The organism is Polaribacter dokdonensis, from assembly GCF_024362345.1.
In the GTDB taxonomy this organism is placed as follows: Bacteria; Bacteroidota; Bacteroidia; order Flavobacteriales; family Flavobacteriaceae; genus Polaribacter; species Polaribacter dokdonensis.
Genome location: NZ_CP101505.1, coordinates 1,689,230 through 1,709,119, shown reverse-complemented (window position 1 = coordinate 1,709,119; position 19,890 = coordinate 1,689,230). Strand labels below are relative to the sequence as shown.

General features: G+C 31.9%; 18 protein-coding genes. 8 read left to right on the top strand and 10 right to left on the bottom strand.

The window, feature by feature from the left end:
- Window positions 1–50 precede the first annotated feature (50 nt).
- Both LPB302_RS07595 and LPB302_RS07590 read left to right on the top strand, forming a co-directional pair.
- Complete coding sequence (locus LPB302_RS07595; RefSeq protein ID WP_053974124.1) at window positions 51–932, top strand: hypothetical protein; 882 nt, start codon at window positions 51–53, stop codon at window positions 930–932.
- 30 nt (window positions 933–962) lie between these two features.
- Window positions 963–1,964 carry a fasciclin domain-containing protein gene (locus LPB302_RS07590; protein WP_053974125.1) on the top strand — a complete coding sequence of 334 codons (1,002 nt, stop codon included), beginning with the start codon at window positions 963–965 and terminating at the stop codon, window positions 1,962–1,964.
- 55 nt (window positions 1,965–2,019) lie between these two features.
- Here the strand turns inward: LPB302_RS07590 and LPB302_RS07585 are convergent, their stop codons facing one another.
- Complete coding sequence (locus LPB302_RS07585; RefSeq protein WP_053974126.1) at window positions 2,020–3,654, bottom strand: 4Fe-4S binding protein; 1,635 nt, start codon at window positions 3,652–3,654, stop codon at window positions 2,020–2,022.
- A 69-nt stretch (window positions 3,655–3,723) separates the two neighbouring features.
- The gene (locus LPB302_RS07580) at window positions 3,724–5,073 is read right to left on the bottom strand and encodes an NAD(P)/FAD-dependent oxidoreductase (RefSeq protein WP_053974127.1); all 1,350 of its coding nucleotides are present in this window, start codon (window positions 5,071–5,073) and stop codon (window positions 3,724–3,726) included.
- 163 nt (window positions 5,074–5,236) lie between these two features.
- On the opposite strand from LPB302_RS07580, the gene LPB302_RS07575 reads away from it, so the two are divergent.
- From LPB302_RS07575 to LPB302_RS07560, 4 genes are all read left to right on the top strand, one after another.
- Entirely contained in the window at window positions 5,237–6,112 is an 876-nt protein-coding gene (locus tag LPB302_RS07575; protein WP_053974128.1) for a transporter family protein, read from the top strand.
- 26 nt (window positions 6,113–6,138) lie between these two features.
- Entirely contained in the window at window positions 6,139–7,140 is a 1,002-nt protein-coding gene (locus LPB302_RS07570) for a glycoside hydrolase family 113 (RefSeq protein ID WP_176966460.1), read from the top strand.
- 23 nt (window positions 7,141–7,163) lie between these two features.
- Window positions 7,164–8,441 (top strand): POTRA domain-containing protein, encoded by a 1,278-nt coding sequence (locus tag LPB302_RS07565; RefSeq protein ID WP_053974130.1) that lies wholly within the window; start codon window positions 7,164–7,166, stop codon window positions 8,439–8,441.
- 69 nt (window positions 8,442–8,510) lie between these two features.
- Complete coding sequence (locus tag LPB302_RS07560; protein WP_053974131.1) at window positions 8,511–9,239, top strand: metallophosphoesterase family protein; 729 nt, start codon at window positions 8,511–8,513, stop codon at window positions 9,237–9,239.
- 172 nt (window positions 9,240–9,411) lie between these two features.
- Here the strand turns inward: LPB302_RS07560 and LPB302_RS07555 are convergent, their stop codons facing one another.
- Window positions 9,412–10,287, bottom strand: a complete 876-nt coding sequence (locus LPB302_RS07555) for a sterol desaturase family protein (protein WP_053974132.1) — start codon at window positions 10,285–10,287, stop codon at window positions 9,412–9,414.
- Window positions 10,288–10,590: 303 nt separating this feature from the next.
- Between LPB302_RS07555 and LPB302_RS07550 the strand changes: the two genes are divergently transcribed.
- Window positions 10,591–11,346 carry an SOS response-associated peptidase gene (locus tag LPB302_RS07550; protein WP_053974133.1) on the top strand — a complete coding sequence of 252 codons (756 nt, stop codon included), beginning with the start codon at window positions 10,591–10,593 and terminating at the stop codon, window positions 11,344–11,346.
- A 252-nt stretch (window positions 11,347–11,598) separates the two neighbouring features.
- Window positions 11,599–12,600, top strand: a complete 1,002-nt coding sequence (locus LPB302_RS07545; RefSeq protein ID WP_074613498.1) for a leucine-rich repeat protein — start codon at window positions 11,599–11,601, stop codon at window positions 12,598–12,600.
- Window positions 12,601–12,945: 345 nt separating this feature from the next.
- On the opposite strand, the gene LPB302_RS07540 is transcribed toward LPB302_RS07545, so the two are convergent.
- The 7 genes from LPB302_RS07540 to LPB302_RS07510 all read right to left on the bottom strand — a co-directional run bounded on the left by LPB302_RS07540 (window position 12,946) and on the right by LPB302_RS07510 (window position 19,881).
- Entirely contained in the window at window positions 12,946–13,923 is a 978-nt protein-coding gene (locus LPB302_RS07540; protein ID WP_053974135.1) for a PliI family lysozyme inhibitor of I-type lysozyme, read from the bottom strand.
- 156 nt (window positions 13,924–14,079) lie between these two features.
- Window positions 14,080–14,784, bottom strand: a complete 705-nt coding sequence (locus tag LPB302_RS07535) for a DUF6090 family protein (RefSeq protein ID WP_176966457.1) — start codon at window positions 14,782–14,784, stop codon at window positions 14,080–14,082.
- Window positions 14,785–15,402: 618 nt separating this feature from the next.
- Window positions 15,403–15,951 carry a DinB family protein gene (locus LPB302_RS07530; RefSeq protein ID WP_053974137.1) on the bottom strand — a complete coding sequence of 183 codons (549 nt, stop codon included), beginning with the start codon at window positions 15,949–15,951 and terminating at the stop codon, window positions 15,403–15,405.
- A gap of 102 nt (window positions 15,952–16,053) precedes the next feature.
- The gene (locus LPB302_RS07525; RefSeq protein ID WP_053974138.1) at window positions 16,054–16,893 is read right to left on the bottom strand and encodes a LytR/AlgR family response regulator transcription factor; all 840 of its coding nucleotides are present in this window, start codon (window positions 16,891–16,893) and stop codon (window positions 16,054–16,056) included.
- Window positions 16,894–17,087: 194 nt separating this feature from the next.
- Window positions 17,088–17,750 (bottom strand): alpha/beta hydrolase, encoded by a 663-nt coding sequence (locus LPB302_RS07520; protein WP_053974139.1) that lies wholly within the window; start codon window positions 17,748–17,750, stop codon window positions 17,088–17,090.
- 366 nt (window positions 17,751–18,116) lie between these two features.
- A complete protein-coding gene (locus LPB302_RS07515; RefSeq protein WP_053974140.1) occupies window positions 18,117–18,932 on the bottom strand; it encodes a 3'(2'),5'-bisphosphate nucleotidase CysQ family protein in 816 nt (271 codons plus the stop codon).
- Window positions 18,922–19,881 (bottom strand): phosphotransferase, encoded by a 960-nt coding sequence (locus LPB302_RS07510; RefSeq protein WP_053974141.1) that lies wholly within the window; start codon window positions 19,879–19,881, stop codon window positions 18,922–18,924. The genes LPB302_RS07515 and LPB302_RS07510 overlap by 11 nt, the downstream gene beginning before the upstream one ends.
- Between the last annotated feature and the right edge of the window lie 9 nt (window positions 19,882–19,890).

Genomic DNA, 19,890 nt, shown 5'->3' with positions numbered 1-19,890 from the left:
CCTAAAGTTTTTACGTAGATATGATAACACTAACAATTAAACTTTAAAACATGAATTTTAAAATTAAAATCTTAGCAAGCGTTTGTTTGCTTTTATCGGGTCTAAGTATGGCTCAAAGTCCAGTAAATGGTTTTATGAAGAAAGCAGGTAAAGGGGCTTTAGTCTTATCTTATTCTCAAGAATCTTATAGCAAAGTATTTTTAGTGCCCAATAAAGTAGATGGTGTACCTGTTTTTAACGATGTAACTATTAGTAGTGTATCATTTTTTGGAGAAATTGGTATATCAGACAACTTTAATGTGGTTTTAAATGTACCATATATTAAAGCAAAAGGTAATGCATCAGAAGCTGTTTTAGCAAACAATGGTTTCGAAAATGAAAGAAGTGGAATTCAAGATTTAAAAGTATATGCAAAATATAGGCTGCATACTTTTAATTTCGACAACAGTTCATTAGATCTTATTGGAGCTGCAGGAATTGAAACTCCTTTAGGGAATTATAATGCAAATGAAGGCTTACAATCTATTATTGCTATTGGTAATGAAGCAACTTCATACAATGCAATGGGTATTGCAACCTTTAAATTAAACTCAGGTTTTTTTACTACAGGTCAATTAGGGTATAGCTTTAGAGATAATCAAGTGCCAAATGCCTTACTAAGCGAATTAAAAATTGGGTATGCTTCTTCTAAATTCTATGTAGATGCATTTGTAGCAAACCAATTATCTGATGATGAAGGTGTAGATATTTTAGGAGAAGGTTTTACAGGCTTTTTTCCTGCAACTCGTGTAAACTATACAAGAATTGGTATCAATGGTTTTGTGCCACTTACAGAAGATTTTGGTCTTACAGCAGGTGCAAACGCTTATGTTTCTGGTAGAAACTTAGGACAGTCTACAGGGGCTTATGGAGGAGTAGTATTCTCATTTTAATAAACAACTAACAAACAAAACTTTACAATCATGAAAAATTTAAATATATTAAAATACGCATTCATTTCATTACTAACATTAGGTGTAATGACCTCTTGTGAAACTACCTCTAGTTATGAGGCAGAGTTACCATCAATTGCAAATATTGCTGTAACCAATTCAGACTTTAGTACCTTAGAAGCAGCTGCTGTTGCAGGTGGTGTTGCAGGTGTACTTAGTAATTCTAACCCTAATAATCCTAGTGGAGCCTACACTGTTTTTGCACCAACAAATGACGCCTTTGCAAGATTAGGTTTAAACGAGCAAACACTTGGAGTATTACAGAAACCTTTTTTAACAAACACATTATTATACCATGTTTCTAATGGTAACCTTGCAGGTAGTTCAATTACCAATGGAGGTTCGTCTACTTCTGCATTAACCTTAGACAGACGTTTTATTACACGTGGAAATGATACCTACATTAACGGATCTAAAATTTTAGCTACAGATGTTATGGCCAGCAATGGTACTGTACATGTTATTGACAAAGTAATGATAGCTACAGGTGTAGATATTGTACAATCTGCAATTGCTTTACAATCTGCAAATGTATTTACATCACCAGAATTATCTTATTTAGTAGAAGCAGTGGTTTATGCTGAATTGGTAGATGCATTAACGGCATCAGATGGTAGCCCTTCATTTACAGTGTTTGCACCAACAGATCAAGCATTTATTGATTTAGGAGCTGCACTTGGATTAACATTTACGCAACCTTCAGATATTCGTCAGTTGCCAAAAGAAACAGTACAAAATGTATTATTAAACCACGTAATTGCTAATGATGGTAAATTCACATCAGAATTAAGTGCAGGTGTAGTAACGCCTTTAGGTGGAGATGAGTTAACCTTAGGTGCTTTTACAAATGGTACATTAACAGTAACTGGAGTTGGTAATGGAGGTGAAGTTGCAAACATGGCAATACCAGATGTACAAACAACTAATGGTATAGTGCACGTTATTGATAGAGTATTACTACCTAATTTATAGAATATTGAGGATTAGTTTATTTGAATTTATAAAGCCACAGATTATATCTGTGGCTTTATAAGTTCAAATACTTTTTGTTAACCAATTCCATTAAATCAACATCATTACCCAAAAGAATTTCTGTCGGATTTATTCTTCCTTCTTCAGGGCCATTTTCTAATTTTAGCACTCCTCTAGGACACACAGCAGAACAAATTCCACAACCTACACAACTAGATCTTACAATGTTTTCGCCTTTTTGTGCATAGGCTCTTACATCAATTCCTTGCTCACAATAGGTAGAACAATTTCCACAAGAAATACACTGTCCTCCATTAGTTGTAATTCTAAATCTCGATTTAAAACGTTGCACTAAACCTAAGTAAGCCGCTAATGGACAACCAAACCTACACCAAACTCTGTTTCCAAAAATAGGGTAGAAGCCTGTACCAATAACACCTGCAAACCATGCACCTATTAAAAAGCTGTAAGTATCTTTAATCCATTGCGATTTTATGCCTAAAAAAGAAGAAGTTCCAGAAAAATAGCAATACAAGGTTACTAAAGTCATCACCAAAGAAAATACCAAAACAGAGTGTATTAACCAGCGTTCTAACTTCCATGCATTTAAGCTTTTGTTAGAGTGTTGTCTGTAAGGGTCTCCTAAAGTTTCTGCTAAACCTCCACAACCACAAACCCAAGAACAGTACCATCTTTTACCAAAGAAGTAAACCATAACTGGCACAATGATTAAGGTTAATACTATACCCCAAACCAGAATAAAAATTCCTATTCCACCACTTTCGGTTAAGCTTTTTAAATTCCACTCAAAAAAGAAATCATAGTCTAAAGGAAACGCATTTTTAAAATCGTAACCAGGCATATTTAAGCTGGTCATAATTTCTGGAATAAGAAAAGCAAATACAATTTGAAAGAATAAAACAGAGGTTGTTCTAATAATTTGGTATTTGTTGTGTCTGTATTTAATATACATTCTAACACCCATAGTTAACATAATAGTACAATACAGAAAACCATAAACAAACCACTGTGAAGCTGCTCCTCCATTTAAAGCCTTACTAATTGGGTCTAAAATAAAGGTCCAGTTTACAACATAATCTGCCATAAAATAAAGTACCAAATAAAAAGCAACAAGGTATATCAAAACCAACCAAGCAATAAAACCTCTATTGGTTGCAGACTGCTGATAAATATGATCGTTTTTAATACCTGGTTTCCCTAATAAAATAATGTTAGGTAATATGAAAAGTAGTGCTCCAATAATACCCAAACCAAAGGTTAAAAACCAGACCAAGCCAGCATTTTCTTTTACAAAACCACTACCTGCTTTTTTTGCAATTTCAAAACTAATGCTGTGTGGTTTGCCGTTAATTTTATATTGATATTGAGCACCTTTTTTCTCCCAGTTTTTCTCTGCATTGTATTTGGCAATTAGGTCATTGTAATATAGATTGTTGATAGCTACAGCATTTCTAACACGTTTCGAAAATTCGAAAATGTTAACGTCTTCTTGTGTAACTAACGCCTTTTCTAATTCTTTAACAAAGATTTCGCTCTTATAGCCTTTTTCTTTTACAAAAGTGTCTAGTTCTTGTTGGGTAAATGTAAAATTACCTGTAAATATTGTTGCTGTAAAAAGGGTTAAGCCTGTTAAAAAAATGACGAGTCCTATGTATTTTATCGCTTTCAAAATGTGTCTTTTATGGTGTAGATTGCTATTTTATTCTTTATGATGCTTCCAAAATTTAATTCGGTGCAGTTATGCTTTAGAGAAAATACGTTTCCAACTTTTAGGTTGTACTTTAAGTTGTATGTTATTTTCTAAGTTGAATTTGGCCACAATTTCTTTTTCGTACAAACTGTAAAATTCAGGGTCAAAATTGGCATCCTTTAAATACTTTAAAACATGCTGTATAGATTGGTTTTCTGTTAACCATCTATCAAAAATTTCATGACGCATTCGAATTCCGAAGGTATTTATCCCTAAAAATTGTTGTGTTTTAGCATCGTAAGAAATGGTAATGCAAATATTTTGTTTAGGATGCTTCCACTGAAAATAAGCTTCATTTTCTTTTTTATTTCTTTCGCTAAACACCCATCCATAGGTTTGGTATTCGATATCTAAAAATTTCGCGGAGTTAAACCAATGTCCAGGGTTGTATTCTCTAGGTTTTCCACAAATAGTCTGTGCTAGTGCTTCACCCATCATTCTTCCTGTATACCAAACAGCTTCAATATTTCTTCGTAAACCAATGGCTTCATGTTGCTCTGCACAATCGCCAATGGCATACACATCTTTTTTGCTGGTTTCTAACAAACGATTTACCAAGACACCTTTCTTAGTCTCAATTCCTGAACCTTCTAAAAAGTCGATGTTTGGAGTAACCCCAGCAGTTAAACCTACTACATTACAAGGAATTTCTTCACCAGTTTCTTCAATAACAATCGATTTAACATTGCCATTTTCATCAGATTTTATCTCCTTTAAATTGGTGCTTAATCGCAGATCTATATGATGTTCTAAAATATGTTTGTTAATCATTTCAGATTCTTGAGCAGGTAAAACCCCATTCCAAAAACTACTTTCACGCACCAAGAAAGTAACAGGTATGTCTCTACTTCTTAGCATTTCTGCCAATTCAATTCCTATTAAACCACCACCAACAATTACTGCTCTTTTGCACACCTCTTTATTTGGGGCATAGATTTCTAAGTTTTCTAAATCTTGCTTATGGTACATGCCTAAAACTCCCTTTAAATCTTGACCTAGCCAGCCAAATTTATTGGGTTTAGAACCTGTAGCTATGATTAATTTATCGTAAGATATAGTAGAGTTGTCTTTAAACGTAAGTAACTTATCATCAGTGTTTACTTGGGCTACATACCCTTCCTTTAGGTTGATGTTATTCTTGTCCCAAAACCAATTTTCGTAAGGTTGAGTCTGTTCAAATTTCATGTGTCCCATATAAATATACATGAGCGCAGTTCTAGAAAAAAAGTATTTGGTTTCAGCAGAGACAATGGTAATTTGCTTATCAGAATTTTTTCTGATGTGCCTTGCAGCTGTAACCCCAGAAATTCCATTTCCGATAATTACAATGTGTTCCATAATGTATTGATTGATTCTTGACCTTCTGTCGAAGTTAAAGTTAAGAACTTAACAGCTACCAATAATTTAGATTTAGTATAAATAAAAAAGTTCAATATCGCTTGTAAGTAATTAAATTAAACTAAGACTACCCAGTTAATTCATCTCAAAAAAAAACAACCAAATGAATAGTATTAGCCTAAAGAAATTAGTTTTAATCATCATTATCATCTTTGTGGAAACCAGTTTTGCACAAGATGCAGATGACAATGTAAAAAGTAATATACAAACGTATACGCCTTCTAAATTATTAAACAAAGGTCAGTGGGATATTAAGTTTTTTAACAACCTATATACAGAAACCGAAGCAAAGTTTAATGGCGTAAAAGCAGACAAAGCAAGAGAAACATATTTTACATCTACCTTAGATATTTTTACTGGTGTTTCAGAAAACAATCGTTTAAATTTAGGGTTATTGTTAGAGTACAGATCTAATGCTATTAATGGTAAAAGCGCTACTTCTGTATTGGGTTTTCCATCAGATAATAGTTCTAGAAATGGTTTGTCTTCATTGGCTCCTGCTTTAAAATGGCAACCTATTTCTAATGTGGGTAATTTTTCGGTGCAAAGTGCATTTCATATTCCTTTAATAGATGAAGAATCAGATGCAAATGGTGTGTTTTTAGATCAAACTGCCTACATGTTTCAAAATAGATTCTTTTATGATTATACCTTACCAAGTGGAAATTGGCAATTATTTACAGAGTTAAGCACTGAATATAATTTTGGTGATGAAGATAGTTTTGCAAACAACACTTTTGTATTAGCTCCTGGTGTATTTATGAGTTATTTTCCTAACGATGCAACTACTATTTTAGGTTTTGTGCAGCATTATCAACGAATGGGAGATTTTGCACAAGATTTTACCAGTTTAGGTTTTGGAGGTAAATACCAATTAACACCAGTGCTAAATGTAGAGGTTTTATACAGCAAATTTGTAAGAGGGAGTGATACTGGTTTAGGACAAAGTTTTAACTTAGGTTTAAGAGCCTTGTTTTAGGAAAAAGAAGTATTTTTAAGAGATTTATGAAAACACGATATCTCTTTCTAATTGCAGTGCTTTTTTTACAAACCGCTTGTAAAAGTCAAACTCAAAAAATTAATGGATTAAGCTTTGTGGCCTCTAGAGATTCTATTAGCCAAAAGCACATTACCCCAGTGTTAAATTCGAAGAGCAACTTTGTGGCTTTAATGCCTTATAGCTTTATTCGTAATTTGGATTACCCAAAAATTGAGTTCAATACCAATAGAGAATGGTTTGGAGAAACCGAAAACGGATTGCTACAATATGCCAAAGAGTTTCAAAAGGTAAACATTAAAATAATGGTAAAACCACACCTTTGGTTACGAAGAGGTGGCTTTACTGGCGATTTAAAACCAACCACAGAAGAAAATTGGAAGCTCTTAGAAGATACGTATAAGGCTTATATTTTAACTTATGCAAAAGCAGCTGAGGCTTTAGATGCAGAAGTATTGTGTATAGGTACAGAGCTAAAAGAATTTGTAATGAATAGACCTGACTATTGGGTGCAACTTATTAAAGAAATTAGAGAAATTTATAAAGGTAAATTAACCTATGCAGCCAATTGGGATGAGTACAAACGTTTGTCTTTTTGGAACGAGCTCGATTATATTGGTATTGATGCCTACTTTCCTTTGAGTGATGTAAAAACACCAACAGTAGCTCATTTAGAAGAAGGCTGGGCAAAACACAAAAAAGAAATTATAGGCATTCAGCAAAAATTTCAAAAACCTGTTTTGTTTACTGAGTTTGGCTATAGAAGTGTAGATTATAATGCTAAAAAACCTTGGGAATTTCATAGGCTGCAAGGCAGTGTAAATCTACAAGCACAAGCCAATGGTTTGCAAGCCATACACAATCAGTTCTGGAATGAAGATTGGTTTGCTGGTGGTTTTTTATGGAAATGGTTTCATAGACATGATAAAGTTGGTGGCGAAAACAACAACAGATTTACACCACAAAACAAACCTGCAGAAGAACTTATTAAAAAGCTATATGCACAATAAGAAGACTTATATTTACTGCACTAATGATTTCTAAATTTAAAATAGGGCTATTTTTATGTTTGTGTAGTGGTTATCTGCTACAAGCACAGACTACAAAAATTACAGAAATTGCAATAGAAGGTACAGTAAAAACAAAGCCCTCTTTTATTACAAAGATTTTACAAACACAAGTAGGGCAGGTATTAGATTCTACAGTATTGCATCAAGATGTTTTACGTTTAAAACGTTTGCCAGCCATAAGCTATGCTTACTTTTCAGTAAAAGAATTATCGAATAAGCAATGTGTGATTGTTATTACAATAAAAGAAAATTACACCTTATTACCAGATGTTAATTTTTGGACTACGACTAACAATGTGTTCTCTTATAAATTGGGTTTGTACGAGTACAATTTGTTGGGTAGAAACATCACTTTAGGAGGCTTTTATCAATACAATGGTTTTCATACCTATGCTGTAAATTTTAAAGCACCCAATCTTTTTTCTCGAAAATGGGGTATTGCTTTAAATCATCAAAATTGGAAAAGCGAAGAACCTTTGTACTTCAATTCAGGTTCTGCCAATTACTTATACAACAACATCTCTTTTGAGGCTCTGGCTCTGTATCAAATTAATTTAAATCATGAAATTAACTTTGGTTTAAATCTATTTACAGAAAAATACCAATACTTATCTGGGGTAACGTCACCTCAAATTCCACAACAATTAAATTTGCAAAAAGCATTGTTTAAGTTGGTGTATGGCTATACCAATTTAGACTATTATTACCAATATGTAAGTGGTTTTAAAAGCGTGTTGTATGCACAATACGTACTCACAGAAAATGATTATCAGAATGATTTTTACATTTTTTGGAACGACTTTTTTTACTACAGTAGAATAGGCGAAAAAGGCAATTGGGCAAACAGATTGCGTTTTGGTTTATCGTCTAATGAAGACACCCCTTTTGCACCTTTTGCTTTAGATAATAATGTAAACTTAAGAGGTGTAGGTATTTTGGTAGATAGAGGTACAGGAAGTATGGTTTTAAACACAGAATACAGACATACTGTTTACGACAAAAAATGGCTAGCCATACAAACCAATGTCTTTACCGATTTTGGTTCGTGGAGAAATCCAGGAGGTACTTTAGGCGATTTCTTTAAAGAAGAAAACATTCGTATATATTCTGGTGTAGGTTTGCGTTTCATCAGTAAAAAAATATACAATGCTACTTTTAGAATCGATTATGGTTTTCGAATAGTGGGGCAATCCAACACTTCTAAAGGAGGTTTTGTATTTGGTATTGGACAATACTTTTAATGGTAATTTAATATTACAAATCGCATACTTGTATAAAAGGATGATAGATTTGCTAAAAAGAAATCACAAATGAGAACGTTTGCTATTGGAGATATCCATGGAGGCTTTAAAGCATTAATACAGGTATTAAATCAATTAGAACTTACAGAAGAAGATCAGCTTATTTTTATGGGTGATTATGTAGATGGCTGGAGTGAGGCTGCACAAGTCATTGATTTTTTAATTGACTTTTCTAAAAAGTTTACCTGTGTTTTTATAAAAGGGAATCATGATGTTTGGTGCGAAAATTGGCTGAAGGATAAAAATGATGTGAACCCTTCTTGGTATTTACATGGTGGCAAAGAAACTATGGATAGTTATGCTGTTTTCTCTAAAGAAGATAAAGAAGCACATCTGGCTTTTTTCGAAGCTTTACAAATGTATCATTTAGATAATGAGAACCGTTTATTTTTACATGCAGGTTTTACCTCAATGCATGGGGTAGAAAAAGAATCGTATCCGCATAAATTTTGTACAGACAGAACGTTATGGGAAATGGCAATGGCGTTAGATAAAAATATTGAGGTTACTGCCAATAATTACCCAAAACGATTGCAACATTATCATGAAATTTACATTGGGCATACCCCAACTACAAATTATAATGAGGCCTACCCTATGAATGCTGCTAATATTTGGAATGTAGATACTGGTGCCGCTTTTAAAGGTAAAATAACAGCAATGAACATAGAAACGAAAGCTTTCTTTCAAAGTGATTCGTTGCCAGATTTGTATCCTAATGAAAAGGGTAGAAATTAAAAAGCCATATAGTTTTCTAATTCAAAACAGTTCTAAGCAAACAAGAACAAAAAAAACTGAAAAGAGAACATTTTTTTTATAAAGTAAAATATCTTTGAATTATAATAATTTAGATGTTGGGGGACATCTAAATTTTTTATAAAACTGTCTTCTTTTTTGAGGGCAGTTTTTTTTATAAAGGATGTTTTACTTGTCCTATAAAACTTTTTGGAAAATGCTCATCACCCTCAAAGCCTAGTTCAATATCTCTACCAGAATAAGGGATGTAGTTGGTTTTAAAAAGATAATCCCATACACTTAAAGTTAAACCAAAGTTTACCCCATACTTGCGTTCTTCTGGCAACTCTTTAGAGTGATGCCAAATGTGCATTTTAGGATTGTTAAAAATGTACTTTAGCCAGCCATAATCCCAATTGATATTGGCGTGATTCAAATGCCCTATGGTAATATTAAAAAAATGAACAACAGCCACATCTTGTGCAGTAAATCCGCCAATAATAGCTAAAGGTATATAACGTAGCGAATTATACACTACAGGTTCCATCCAATGGTAACGTAAATGAGCAGCAAAGCCCATTTCTTTTACAGAGTGATGCACTTTATGAAAATTCCATAAAAACTCTACTCTATGTAACAAACGATGTGTCCACCACTGTACAAAATCAACAACGATAAAGAAAATAAAGATTCGTAGTAAGAAAGGCAGGCTATTTAAATCTAGCAATTCAAAACTGCTTATAGTTAAACCTACTAAGCCCAAAACATCATTAAAAATTTCTGCAGCTGCGTTTGATAAAGCAATTAAAACAATTAGATTTAAAAGAAAAAAGTTGAAGAACATGTAGAAGGTATCCAACCAGAAATCTTTACGAAACAAAGATTGATTTTTACGCCAAGGAAACAAAGCTTCTAAACCCCAAACTACAAAAGAAATTATAAGCAACCCGTAAAAATAATTCTCCCAATTCAATTCAAACAATACTGAGTTTTTAAGGTAGTTCCAGTAGCTGGAATACGAATTTTTTATGATGTCTATATATTTCTCCATTTACTTACAAAGATACAAAATGATAAAATGTGCCTCAATGGTTCATAGTTATTTTTCTCTTAAAAATTGTGTTCAAAATGATCCTTTATAAGGTCTTTTTATGCTTCAATTCTAGCAAAAAAATCTAGTCTGTAAATTTTAAAAGTTAGGTAAGTTTTCATTAAAAGTTTACTTAGTTTTTAGTAAAAGTTAGTAAGGTTTTTAGTTTTGGTTACTAAGTATGCTCTTTTAAGTATTGAAACCCATTATTATGAGCTATTGTAAAAATTTATTTTATAACTTTAGAACATATTATGAACACTTATGTGCGTACACACTTCACTTACAAAATCCGCTAAAGCTATAGAGAAAAAGACAAATAAGCAGTTTATAACGCCTAAATTATTTACACCTTATTTTCATTTTAATGGTTGGGAAACCAAAAACTTGGCCATAACAACCCAAGAAGCACCTAAATATATAGAATTGGCAAAATGGGGCGTGCTGCCTACCAATTACGATATAAACTACAGAACCCATTTTTTAGCTAAAACCAACACGTTAAATGCAACGAAAGAGCGTTTGTTTGAAAGTGACTTGTATAGCCAATTTATAGAAGGGCAACGTTGTATTATTTATGCAGATGGCTTTTTTGAACCACATGCTGCAGCTGGTATAGCAAATAAAATACCGTATTTTTTTAAAGAAAAGAATCATGATTTGTTTGCTTTTGCGGGTATCTATTCTAAAGTAATATATAACCAAAGCACCACATATGCTGCTTCTATCATTACCACAGAAGCCAACGACTATTTTAAAGCCATACACAATAAGCCAAATGCTTTAGGCAGTTATAGAATGCCCTTAATTTTAGATCCAAAACATTATGAAGCTTGGTTACAAACCAATACAACCGAAGAAGTAAAAGAACTATTGAATGGTTTTACGCATCAAGAGTTGGTGAGTTACCCAGTATCTACAGATGTATTCTCTACCAAGAAAGATAGTAACGTACCCAATATATTAAATAAGGTGCCTTTTGCCCAGCAACTCAATTTTGGTGATGGGTTGTTTTCGTAATTTTGAAAGGAATAAACCTATTGTTTTCATGGCCAAACAAAAAGACGTTCTATGAGATAGAAGAGTGTGCTTGAACAGTTACGTATAAGAATAGTACATAGTTTGAGTGCGAGGATTTTCCGAAGGAAAATCAGATGCAAGCAAATAAGCACTAACCTTTGATGTAAGAATAAATTTTCGCATTATTTTTATACAATGTTGTTAAGCGTTTTTTATTTTTTTAACTTTATGGAAATCTAAAAATAAAATATAATGACAAAAAAATTACTTTTCCTTTTTTGTTTATTCAGTATGAGTTTTGCACAGGCACAAACTTTTAGTGTTGATGGTATTAATTATGAGGTAATCTCTGGAACGGATGTAAAGGTTACAGCTTCAAGTGTTACTGGAGATTTGGTTATACCAGAAACTGTAAACAATAATTCTATTGAGTATACTGTTACAATGATTGATAATAGCGCATTTAATAGTCAGTTTGGTTTAGATTCTGTTGTAGTTCCAAATAGTGTTACTTCAATTGGTGCAAATGCATTTGACGGATGTATTTCTATGACTACTTTAGATTTGGGAGATTCGCTTGTTTCCATTGAAACCCTTGCTTTTCAATCATGTACTTCTTTAACAACTTTAGATTTACCTAATTCTTTGGAAACAATTGGTGCTGAAGCATTTCAATATTGTACTAGTTTGTCTTCTGTAATAATTCCAAATTCGGTAGAAACAATTGGTAATTTTGCATTTTATGGTTGTGATGATGTAGCTTCAATTTCTATAGGGGATTCAGTAACATCTATTGGTGAAAATGCTTTTGGTTATCAGGTATCAAACTCAACATTAACTTCTGTTAATTGCGCAATTGCAACACCTTTAACGATTAATGCTAATGTTTTTAATAAAAGAGATATAAGCTCATGTAGTTTAAATGTTCTCTCTGGTAGTTTAAGTGCTTATGAAACTGCAGATGTTTGGAAAGATTTTAATCCAATAAACGGAACATTAAGTGTGAATGATTTGAGTATTCTAGATGAATTGCAAATTTATCCAAACCCAATCCAAAACACATTATTTATTGACGTAAGAAATATTAATAATGCCAAGATTGAAGTTTATGATATGCTTGGAAAAACACAATTAAGACAATTGGTAAGAAGTAGCGTTAATACTGTAAATACTGAAAAATTAACAACTGGAATTTATTTATTGAGATTGATTTCTGATGAAGGAACAATTTCAAAAAAAATTATTAAAAATTAAATTATTATTTATTCTTTTAAAAACTATTAAGAAAAGCGACCATTATTTGGTTGCTTTTTAATTCAGAATTGTATTATTGGAAAATAACAACAATTTAATTTCACTGAGCCTTTCAATTACATTGTAATTTTTGTACAACATGTTACTAATATCTATACTGTTAAAGAGAATACTAATACCTGTTTAATGTTCTTTTGTTTTTAATGAAGCTCAATTATCTTGGTAGGTGTAACTTCGTTGGTTAACACTTAATTTTGTTGATAAATATCAACTTGTAAATTTTGCATGAACTTCTAAAACACTCAATAACAAGTAATTATGTATTGCCATTGTTGGCAATCCTTTTTAATATTCAGTAATTTTATCAACTTCAAGTTTTTTCATTGCTTCTCCTTCAACTAGTTTATAAGAAATTTGTCTTGTTCCTCCAGATGGTTCAGCATTTGTATCACCTTCTTTATAAATTGGGAAACGTTGACCTAAAGTATTTTCAACTAGCGAAAATTCATCGTGACCCATATATCCTTTATTTATCTTACTGTTTTCTGCTGTTGGTTGAAAATAGACCTCACTCATAGATTTCTTATTGTTAACCGAAAATGCATATACATTTCCGTAACTTCCACTTCCAGCTGATCGAGTAAAAACAAAAAGTTCTGGTGAGCCATCAGAATTAAGATCTTCAACTTCTGCATTAATTACTTCTTCTCCATCAATGTTAAATGTTTCTTGGTATTCACTTTCAGTTAATCCAAAAGTGAAAATTGTTAAGGTGTTTTTGCCATCTTTTTCTATTGAAGAGACATTAAACCCTACATCTTGTAAATTTAATACGCTATTAAATTTTGTTTTGTCAATTTGATTTTGATCAATAGGTTCGTTTATTTTTTGAAATGTTCCAGCAATACTTGCACCACCAGAGCAATAAAAAAACAGTATTCCTCCATTATTCTTATCTTTTGTTGTTATACTGATTTGCTCATTGGTAAATTCAAACAAAATGGACTTACCATCAATTTGGGTTTGGTAAACTTTATCATTTACTTTGTTAGCAACTGCATCAAATGTACAAGTAGGTTTTTTCTTATCTGCTCGTGAGCGAACTGAAATATTCAGTTGATTACTTTCTGCTTCTGAAGCCGAAATTGCTATCCAATCATAACCTTCACTTCTCTTCGAATAATCTTTAGAGACATAGTTGCCTTCTATGTTGAACTCTTCAGTAAATTCTGTTTTTGAAACATCTTCAATCTTTTTTGTTTCATTTTTACAGCTAATAATCACAAAAAGAACCATCAGGATTGCATAAAAATTATTATTCATTTTTTCTGGTATTGGTTGTTATGTTTATTGTTGCTTACGTTATTGCAACTTTAACACTAAAGTTAGCAAATAAATCATAGATAGAAACTTTGTGAGGATTTTTGTAAATAAGCAAGTTAGCAATGAATAATGCAAGGTGTTGTGCTATCGTCATTTTTAATTCGTGTTTAAATCTTTTTGTATATCATTAATTAATTCTGATGATATTACTTTCATTTCCTCATATTTAGCTAATATTCTCTTTTTTCTGTAATAATCGTACAATATTTGGTTTCTCCCTTTTGGTTCTGTTATCAGTTTTATTAAATTTTGTTTATTAATAATCGAATCTTGAAATTTAGGAAACTCATCATTATTAAATTCATATTCGTTTTGAAAATTTGACCAATACCTTCCTTCATAGCCTGTATCTTCTTTTTCCCAATTAATAAATTCGCTAAACGTTTTTAATTCTATTGTGTAATAACTGTATATTTTTTTAGAAAGTTTATCATTTTTAGAAAGTTTAGATATTCCCAAATTTGTAATCTTCGTAAAGGTGGTATTATTTATCTCATAGAGTGCATAAGTTGCACTAATTAATACTGACAGACTATCTGTATTTATTTTCTCGTATGAAGATAGTAGTAGTAATTTTTTCTTTTCATCAATTAAATCTTTGTAAAAATCAATTCGATTATCAAACTCAAGTGTATCAGAAACTAAATCTTCTTTAATGTTTTTTAAGAAATTTGTTGTTTGGTTATCGGCTAAACGTTGGTTATTCCAATTATTTATCCATAATGCTATTAATATTCCAATAACTACTAAAATAATTTCTCCTATAGCGTATTTCAAATACTTTTTTGTTTTATTTTCCATAAGTAGATTTAGTCTAATTTTTCTAAAGAATTTAATCATTGGTTATCGGTTGGTTATAATAAAGCAGAACAGGTTTGGTCTGCTAAGTTGCGTCGTTTAGCAACCAATTTAGCAAATAAATAATAGATAGAAAGTCTGAGAAGATTTTTTAAGTAGGGGAGTAACAGCGATAATTTATAACGCTTTTACCTTACACTTTTAAAAATATATAATTAATGGTAATTCAGGTCTTAAATCAAACGATTTTGCTTGCACGTCGTAGTCAAAGTGAAGTTCCATCAAATGTTCTTTTCTCTATGTTATAATTTTCAATTTTAAGAGCTAGACAAAATGTTGAAGCGCCATTTTTCTTAAAGCTGGCTCTTTTTGTAAAATCTAAATCTTTATTTTTTTCATTATTTTATTCCAGTTCTTTTTGGTTATAAACAAAAATTAATTCGAGATAGCTATTTAGAAAACGAAAATACCTACCAGTAGTGCCTTGTCCTTCATGAATTGCAGAAAGAGAATCTGGCACAGAAGTAAATCCAATTTGGGTCAATCATTTTTTAGCTTTCTATAGGATTTTTGTTAGTAGGTTGTAATTAGAGATGAATTATACACCTAGTTAGTAATTAGCTATTCATTATTCAGAATTTCACGTATAATTTTAAGGTGATGTTCAGTATGAATGTTAAGAAATTTAATTGTTTCGTCTCTATTCATAGTGCCCAAAATTGGATGTTTAAAGTGTTTCTTTTCTGCAAGCAAAGGCAACTTTTCGGCTGTAGCAAGTGCTTCATCATAATGCATCTGTAACGTATTGATAGTTACATTTTCTGCTGGTCTAACAATTTCTGGAGCAGTAACTCTTCCTCTTGGCAGCGTATTAGAATTAAAGACATAGTCACGTGTTGTATTCGATTCTGCTATATAATTGCTTTCATCAGAATACTTTAGCGCTTTATGTAACTGATTTACCATTAAATAAATGTGATCCATATGCCATGCAACAGAAGCTTCTGATACTTTTAGGTTTATTGTATCTCGAACGTCAATATAAGATGCCACCTCATTAAGTTTTAATTTTAGCGTAGAATTTCCTTTGTCTGATTTCATACTTGTAGCGCTGCTTAATAATAAGATACCTAATATTAAGATTAAAATGATGTGAATACGATTTTTCATAGGTCTATATTTTAAAAATTATTTATCCCAAAAATAGTCTTGAAATCAGTACGTTGTGAAAAAAAAGTGATGGGTGTACCAATTTTGTGATGAATGGGAAAGCTATTTAAAGTCAGCTTTAGAAAAAGTTCTAGAAACAGGAATACTGTTAGCAACTTTTTCTAATTGTATTGTGAGTGATCTGGCATTACCATCAATAGAGGTTATATGTTGCCTATTAATAAGGTAAGAGCGATGACAACGTTTTATTTGAGATAGATTTTCTAGTTGTATTTCAAGTTGTTTTAAAGAAAGTCTAATTAGTTTATGCATAAGCGTATTATCCTTCAAATAATGTATCGTTATATAATTCCCTTCTGATTGTGCATATATAAATTCTGATAATTGCATTACAATAGGCGCTTCTTTTACACTTTCTTCTTGTATTTGAACTGTAATGGTCCCTTCTATAGATTCAGGGGGTAGTTGGTTATAAAGTAATTGTGCTTTTTGGGTGTTACGTTTTGAAAGTGTACGCTCTTTAAAAAAGATTAAACCTGTAATTGGGAAAATCCCTATCGAAATAGTGATTATAACAAAATTAAAAAAGGTTTGATATAAATTAATGTCTGGCCACCAATTGTAATTGTGCAGGGAATTAAAAGCACTTATTATTAAGATGGAACCAAATTGTAATAGAATTTCCTTGCCTATGGTCCATTTTTCTGGACGAAAAAACTCACGAAATAGTTTAGGAAGGATAAAATAGGTAGTAGCTACACCTAGAAAGACTGCAACTCCAAAACCCGCTAAGAGAATATATTTATAAGCGATTGATTGTGCCGAACCAAAAGGTTGAAAAAAAATTAAAAACACAAAAACAAAAAGGCCAGAAAACAACGCAAATAACCACTTGTATTTGGTTTTTTGTAATAAAGGATATGGAGAGTTGAGCCACTTCATTGGGAACTACAATTTATTAGTCTGTCTTATTTTTGAGATTGTTTTTTCGTTTGTGGTCAACGTTGTTGTGTAAGAAGCGTTACGTGGTTTAAGCAATAAAGTTAGTAAATAAAACATCAAACCAATAAAATCCATGAGGATTTTAGTAAGTGAACTAAAAGAAGGCAATTAATTTTGTGCGTTGTTGTAAAACGTTATTTTTTATATAAATACAATAGTCCATCATAAATTGCTCTTGATAACACAGAATGATGGTTAGTGTTTTTAACTGGGTTAAATTTATAATTCAAGTTTTCAAGTTTCAATTCAATTATAATCTTACTTACATCATTATTTGAAGTTCTTATACCTTTGATTTCTTTTTCACCATAACTATGATAAAGTTTTATTTCGCTGTTTGAACCTTTTAATTTGGAAAAATTTTCTTTATCAACTAATTCAGATGAATTCCAAGATAAAGAGGCTGAGATTAATAGTAAATCTTTAAACAATTCTGGACGATTTTGTAAAGTATAGAATCCAAAAAGTCCTCCAAAAGAATGCCCAAGTAAACCTCTTCGTTTATTAAGATTAGGATATTCTTTTTCTACAAATTCAATTACTTCATTCTCTAAAAAATCTAAAAATAAATTTGCTCCTCCTGTACTTTCTTTATTGAGTTGATTTCCTCCTCCAGTTTTGACTTTGATTTTAATGTTATTATCTGGATTTGAATTTTTTAAACCTTCTAAAAGTCCCAAATTTTTAAATTGTGAAGGCGTGAAGTCCATATCTCTTTGTATATGCCAATCTTTTTCAGAACCATTTAATGAAATTCCAACAAAAACAACGTCTTCTACATAATTACATAAATCCAATATAGTAAAAGAGCCGAGGGTAATTTCTGTAAGCCAATAAGCATCTAAATAATAAAGTGTTTTATATTCTTTGGTAGAACTATAATTTCTAGGAAAAGTTATTTTTAGGATATATTCGTCTTTATCCTCTGAATAGACTTTATGATTTTCTGTTTTATATCCTAATTCTGTTTTTTGTCCAAAAACATCAAAGAATAAAAATAAAAATCCTATTACCGCAATTTTAAGCTTAATGTTCGTAATTTCGAATTATTACCAACTAGTTATATATTCATAAAAATAGACCTTTTTTAGTCAAATTTACTGGATAATGTTACTTTATAGTTTTCATTATTCGTAGATATTATTTGCTGTAAACGAATTGAGTTAGGCACTAAAGCATATACCTTGAAAATTCAAAAAAGTGGTATCCAAAGGGTTTAAATTTATTTTATCACCATTAAAAGTAGTTGCTTTTAGCCCAAGCTCTTTAAAGATACAAGTAGTTGCTGCGTAATCCCAAAGATTACCTCCACCTAGTTTTGTTTTAGTTGGTTTTATAAATAATGCTGGTCTGTGTTCGGCAACTAATAATGCATTTAATACTGCACCACCACCTGAAATTTCATTATACTGAGTTAAACCTAATGCTTTTAAACGCTCTTGAATATGATTTGAAATTAGTTCTTTTTGAGGCGTGTCTGCTAAGCTTTTGTCTGTAACATAGGTAAGCGTGTTTTTGGGTTGAGGTAATACCCAAGGTTGCCCATTTTTATACGCACCTTTATTTATAATAGCTACATATAAGTTGGAAGAACTTGGATCTAAAACTACGCCAATAAAAGGTACACCTTCTTTAGAAACCAGTGCTATGGAAATCGAAAAACCTGGGTGTTTGTTTATAAATGCTAACGTACCATCTAAAGGATCTACACACCAAAAATAGTCTTTGGTAAATCTGCTTTGGTCATCTTCGGTTTCTTCTGTAAGCAAACCAATATCAAACTTTTTACAGGATGGTTCCAAGTGCTTACAAATTATTTTTTCACACGCCAAATCTACTGCAGTAACTACTTGTGATGCTATTGTGTTGCCTCCTTGTTTGTGTTGCACAACAACGGGTTTTTTTAAGGCTTTTTGTATTAGCATACCTGCCTCTAAAGCCGCTTTTGTGGCAATGTCTGCTAGTGCATTAAAGTCCATTTGAAATTTCTTTGATTACTTTTTGGGTAAGGCGTTCGCTGTAGGAATTAATTTTCCAATGCCCAGGACTCCATCCTTTTAAAAAACGATGAAAATCTGCCCAAGCATAAGGATATAAAGAACGCCATTCTTTTTCTAATGCTTTGTGTTCTTTACCTAGTGCTTTATGTAAATGGATAAAATAAGTAGATAGTATGGTATCTTCTAAACGTTCGCATTCTTGTTCTGATAAACAACTTCCAATAAAATAAGCAACATCTTTTATACCACAACCACCACCCACATATTGAAAATCGACACCAGCTACTTCATCATTGGCAGAAAAACAAAAGTTGGCCAATTTTGCATCTCCATGAATAAATGTTGAATACCTGCAATCGTTTAATTTCTGATCGATGAAGGGTGCTGCTTTTTTTAAAGGAACATCTGCTAAAACCGCTAATTCTTGAGGTCTTGTAGCCAAGTGCCAATAGCTGCCAATAGCCCATAAATTTTGAGGGGTTTTCCCTAAATAAGATGCATGAAATTTGGCAAGCCATGCCAAACAATTGTCAATACCTTGCCAAGAAATATCTTGTTTTCGATATGTGTAACCTGCAGCATCTAAATCTTCTAGAACAATACACACTTCGTTGTTTTGTTGATAAACACCATAACATTTGGGTAAACGTGCTTCGCTCTGTTTTGCATATTGGGTATACCAAGCTGTTTCTACTTGATACGATTTTAACTTGCGTTCATGACCAAGTTGGGAGTTCCAACCTCTTGGGTGTTGCTGTTGTTTTGGGTATTGTACATTTTTGACCACAACAGTTTGCAAAGGGCTACCTTCTAACGCAAAACGTTTGATGTGCCCATAGCCACTCCATAATTCTTGAATAAGCCCCAGTTCATTTAAAGAAGTAGCACCTGTTTTTTCTAAAATAAAAGATGTAAAACTGTTGATCATAAACAATAG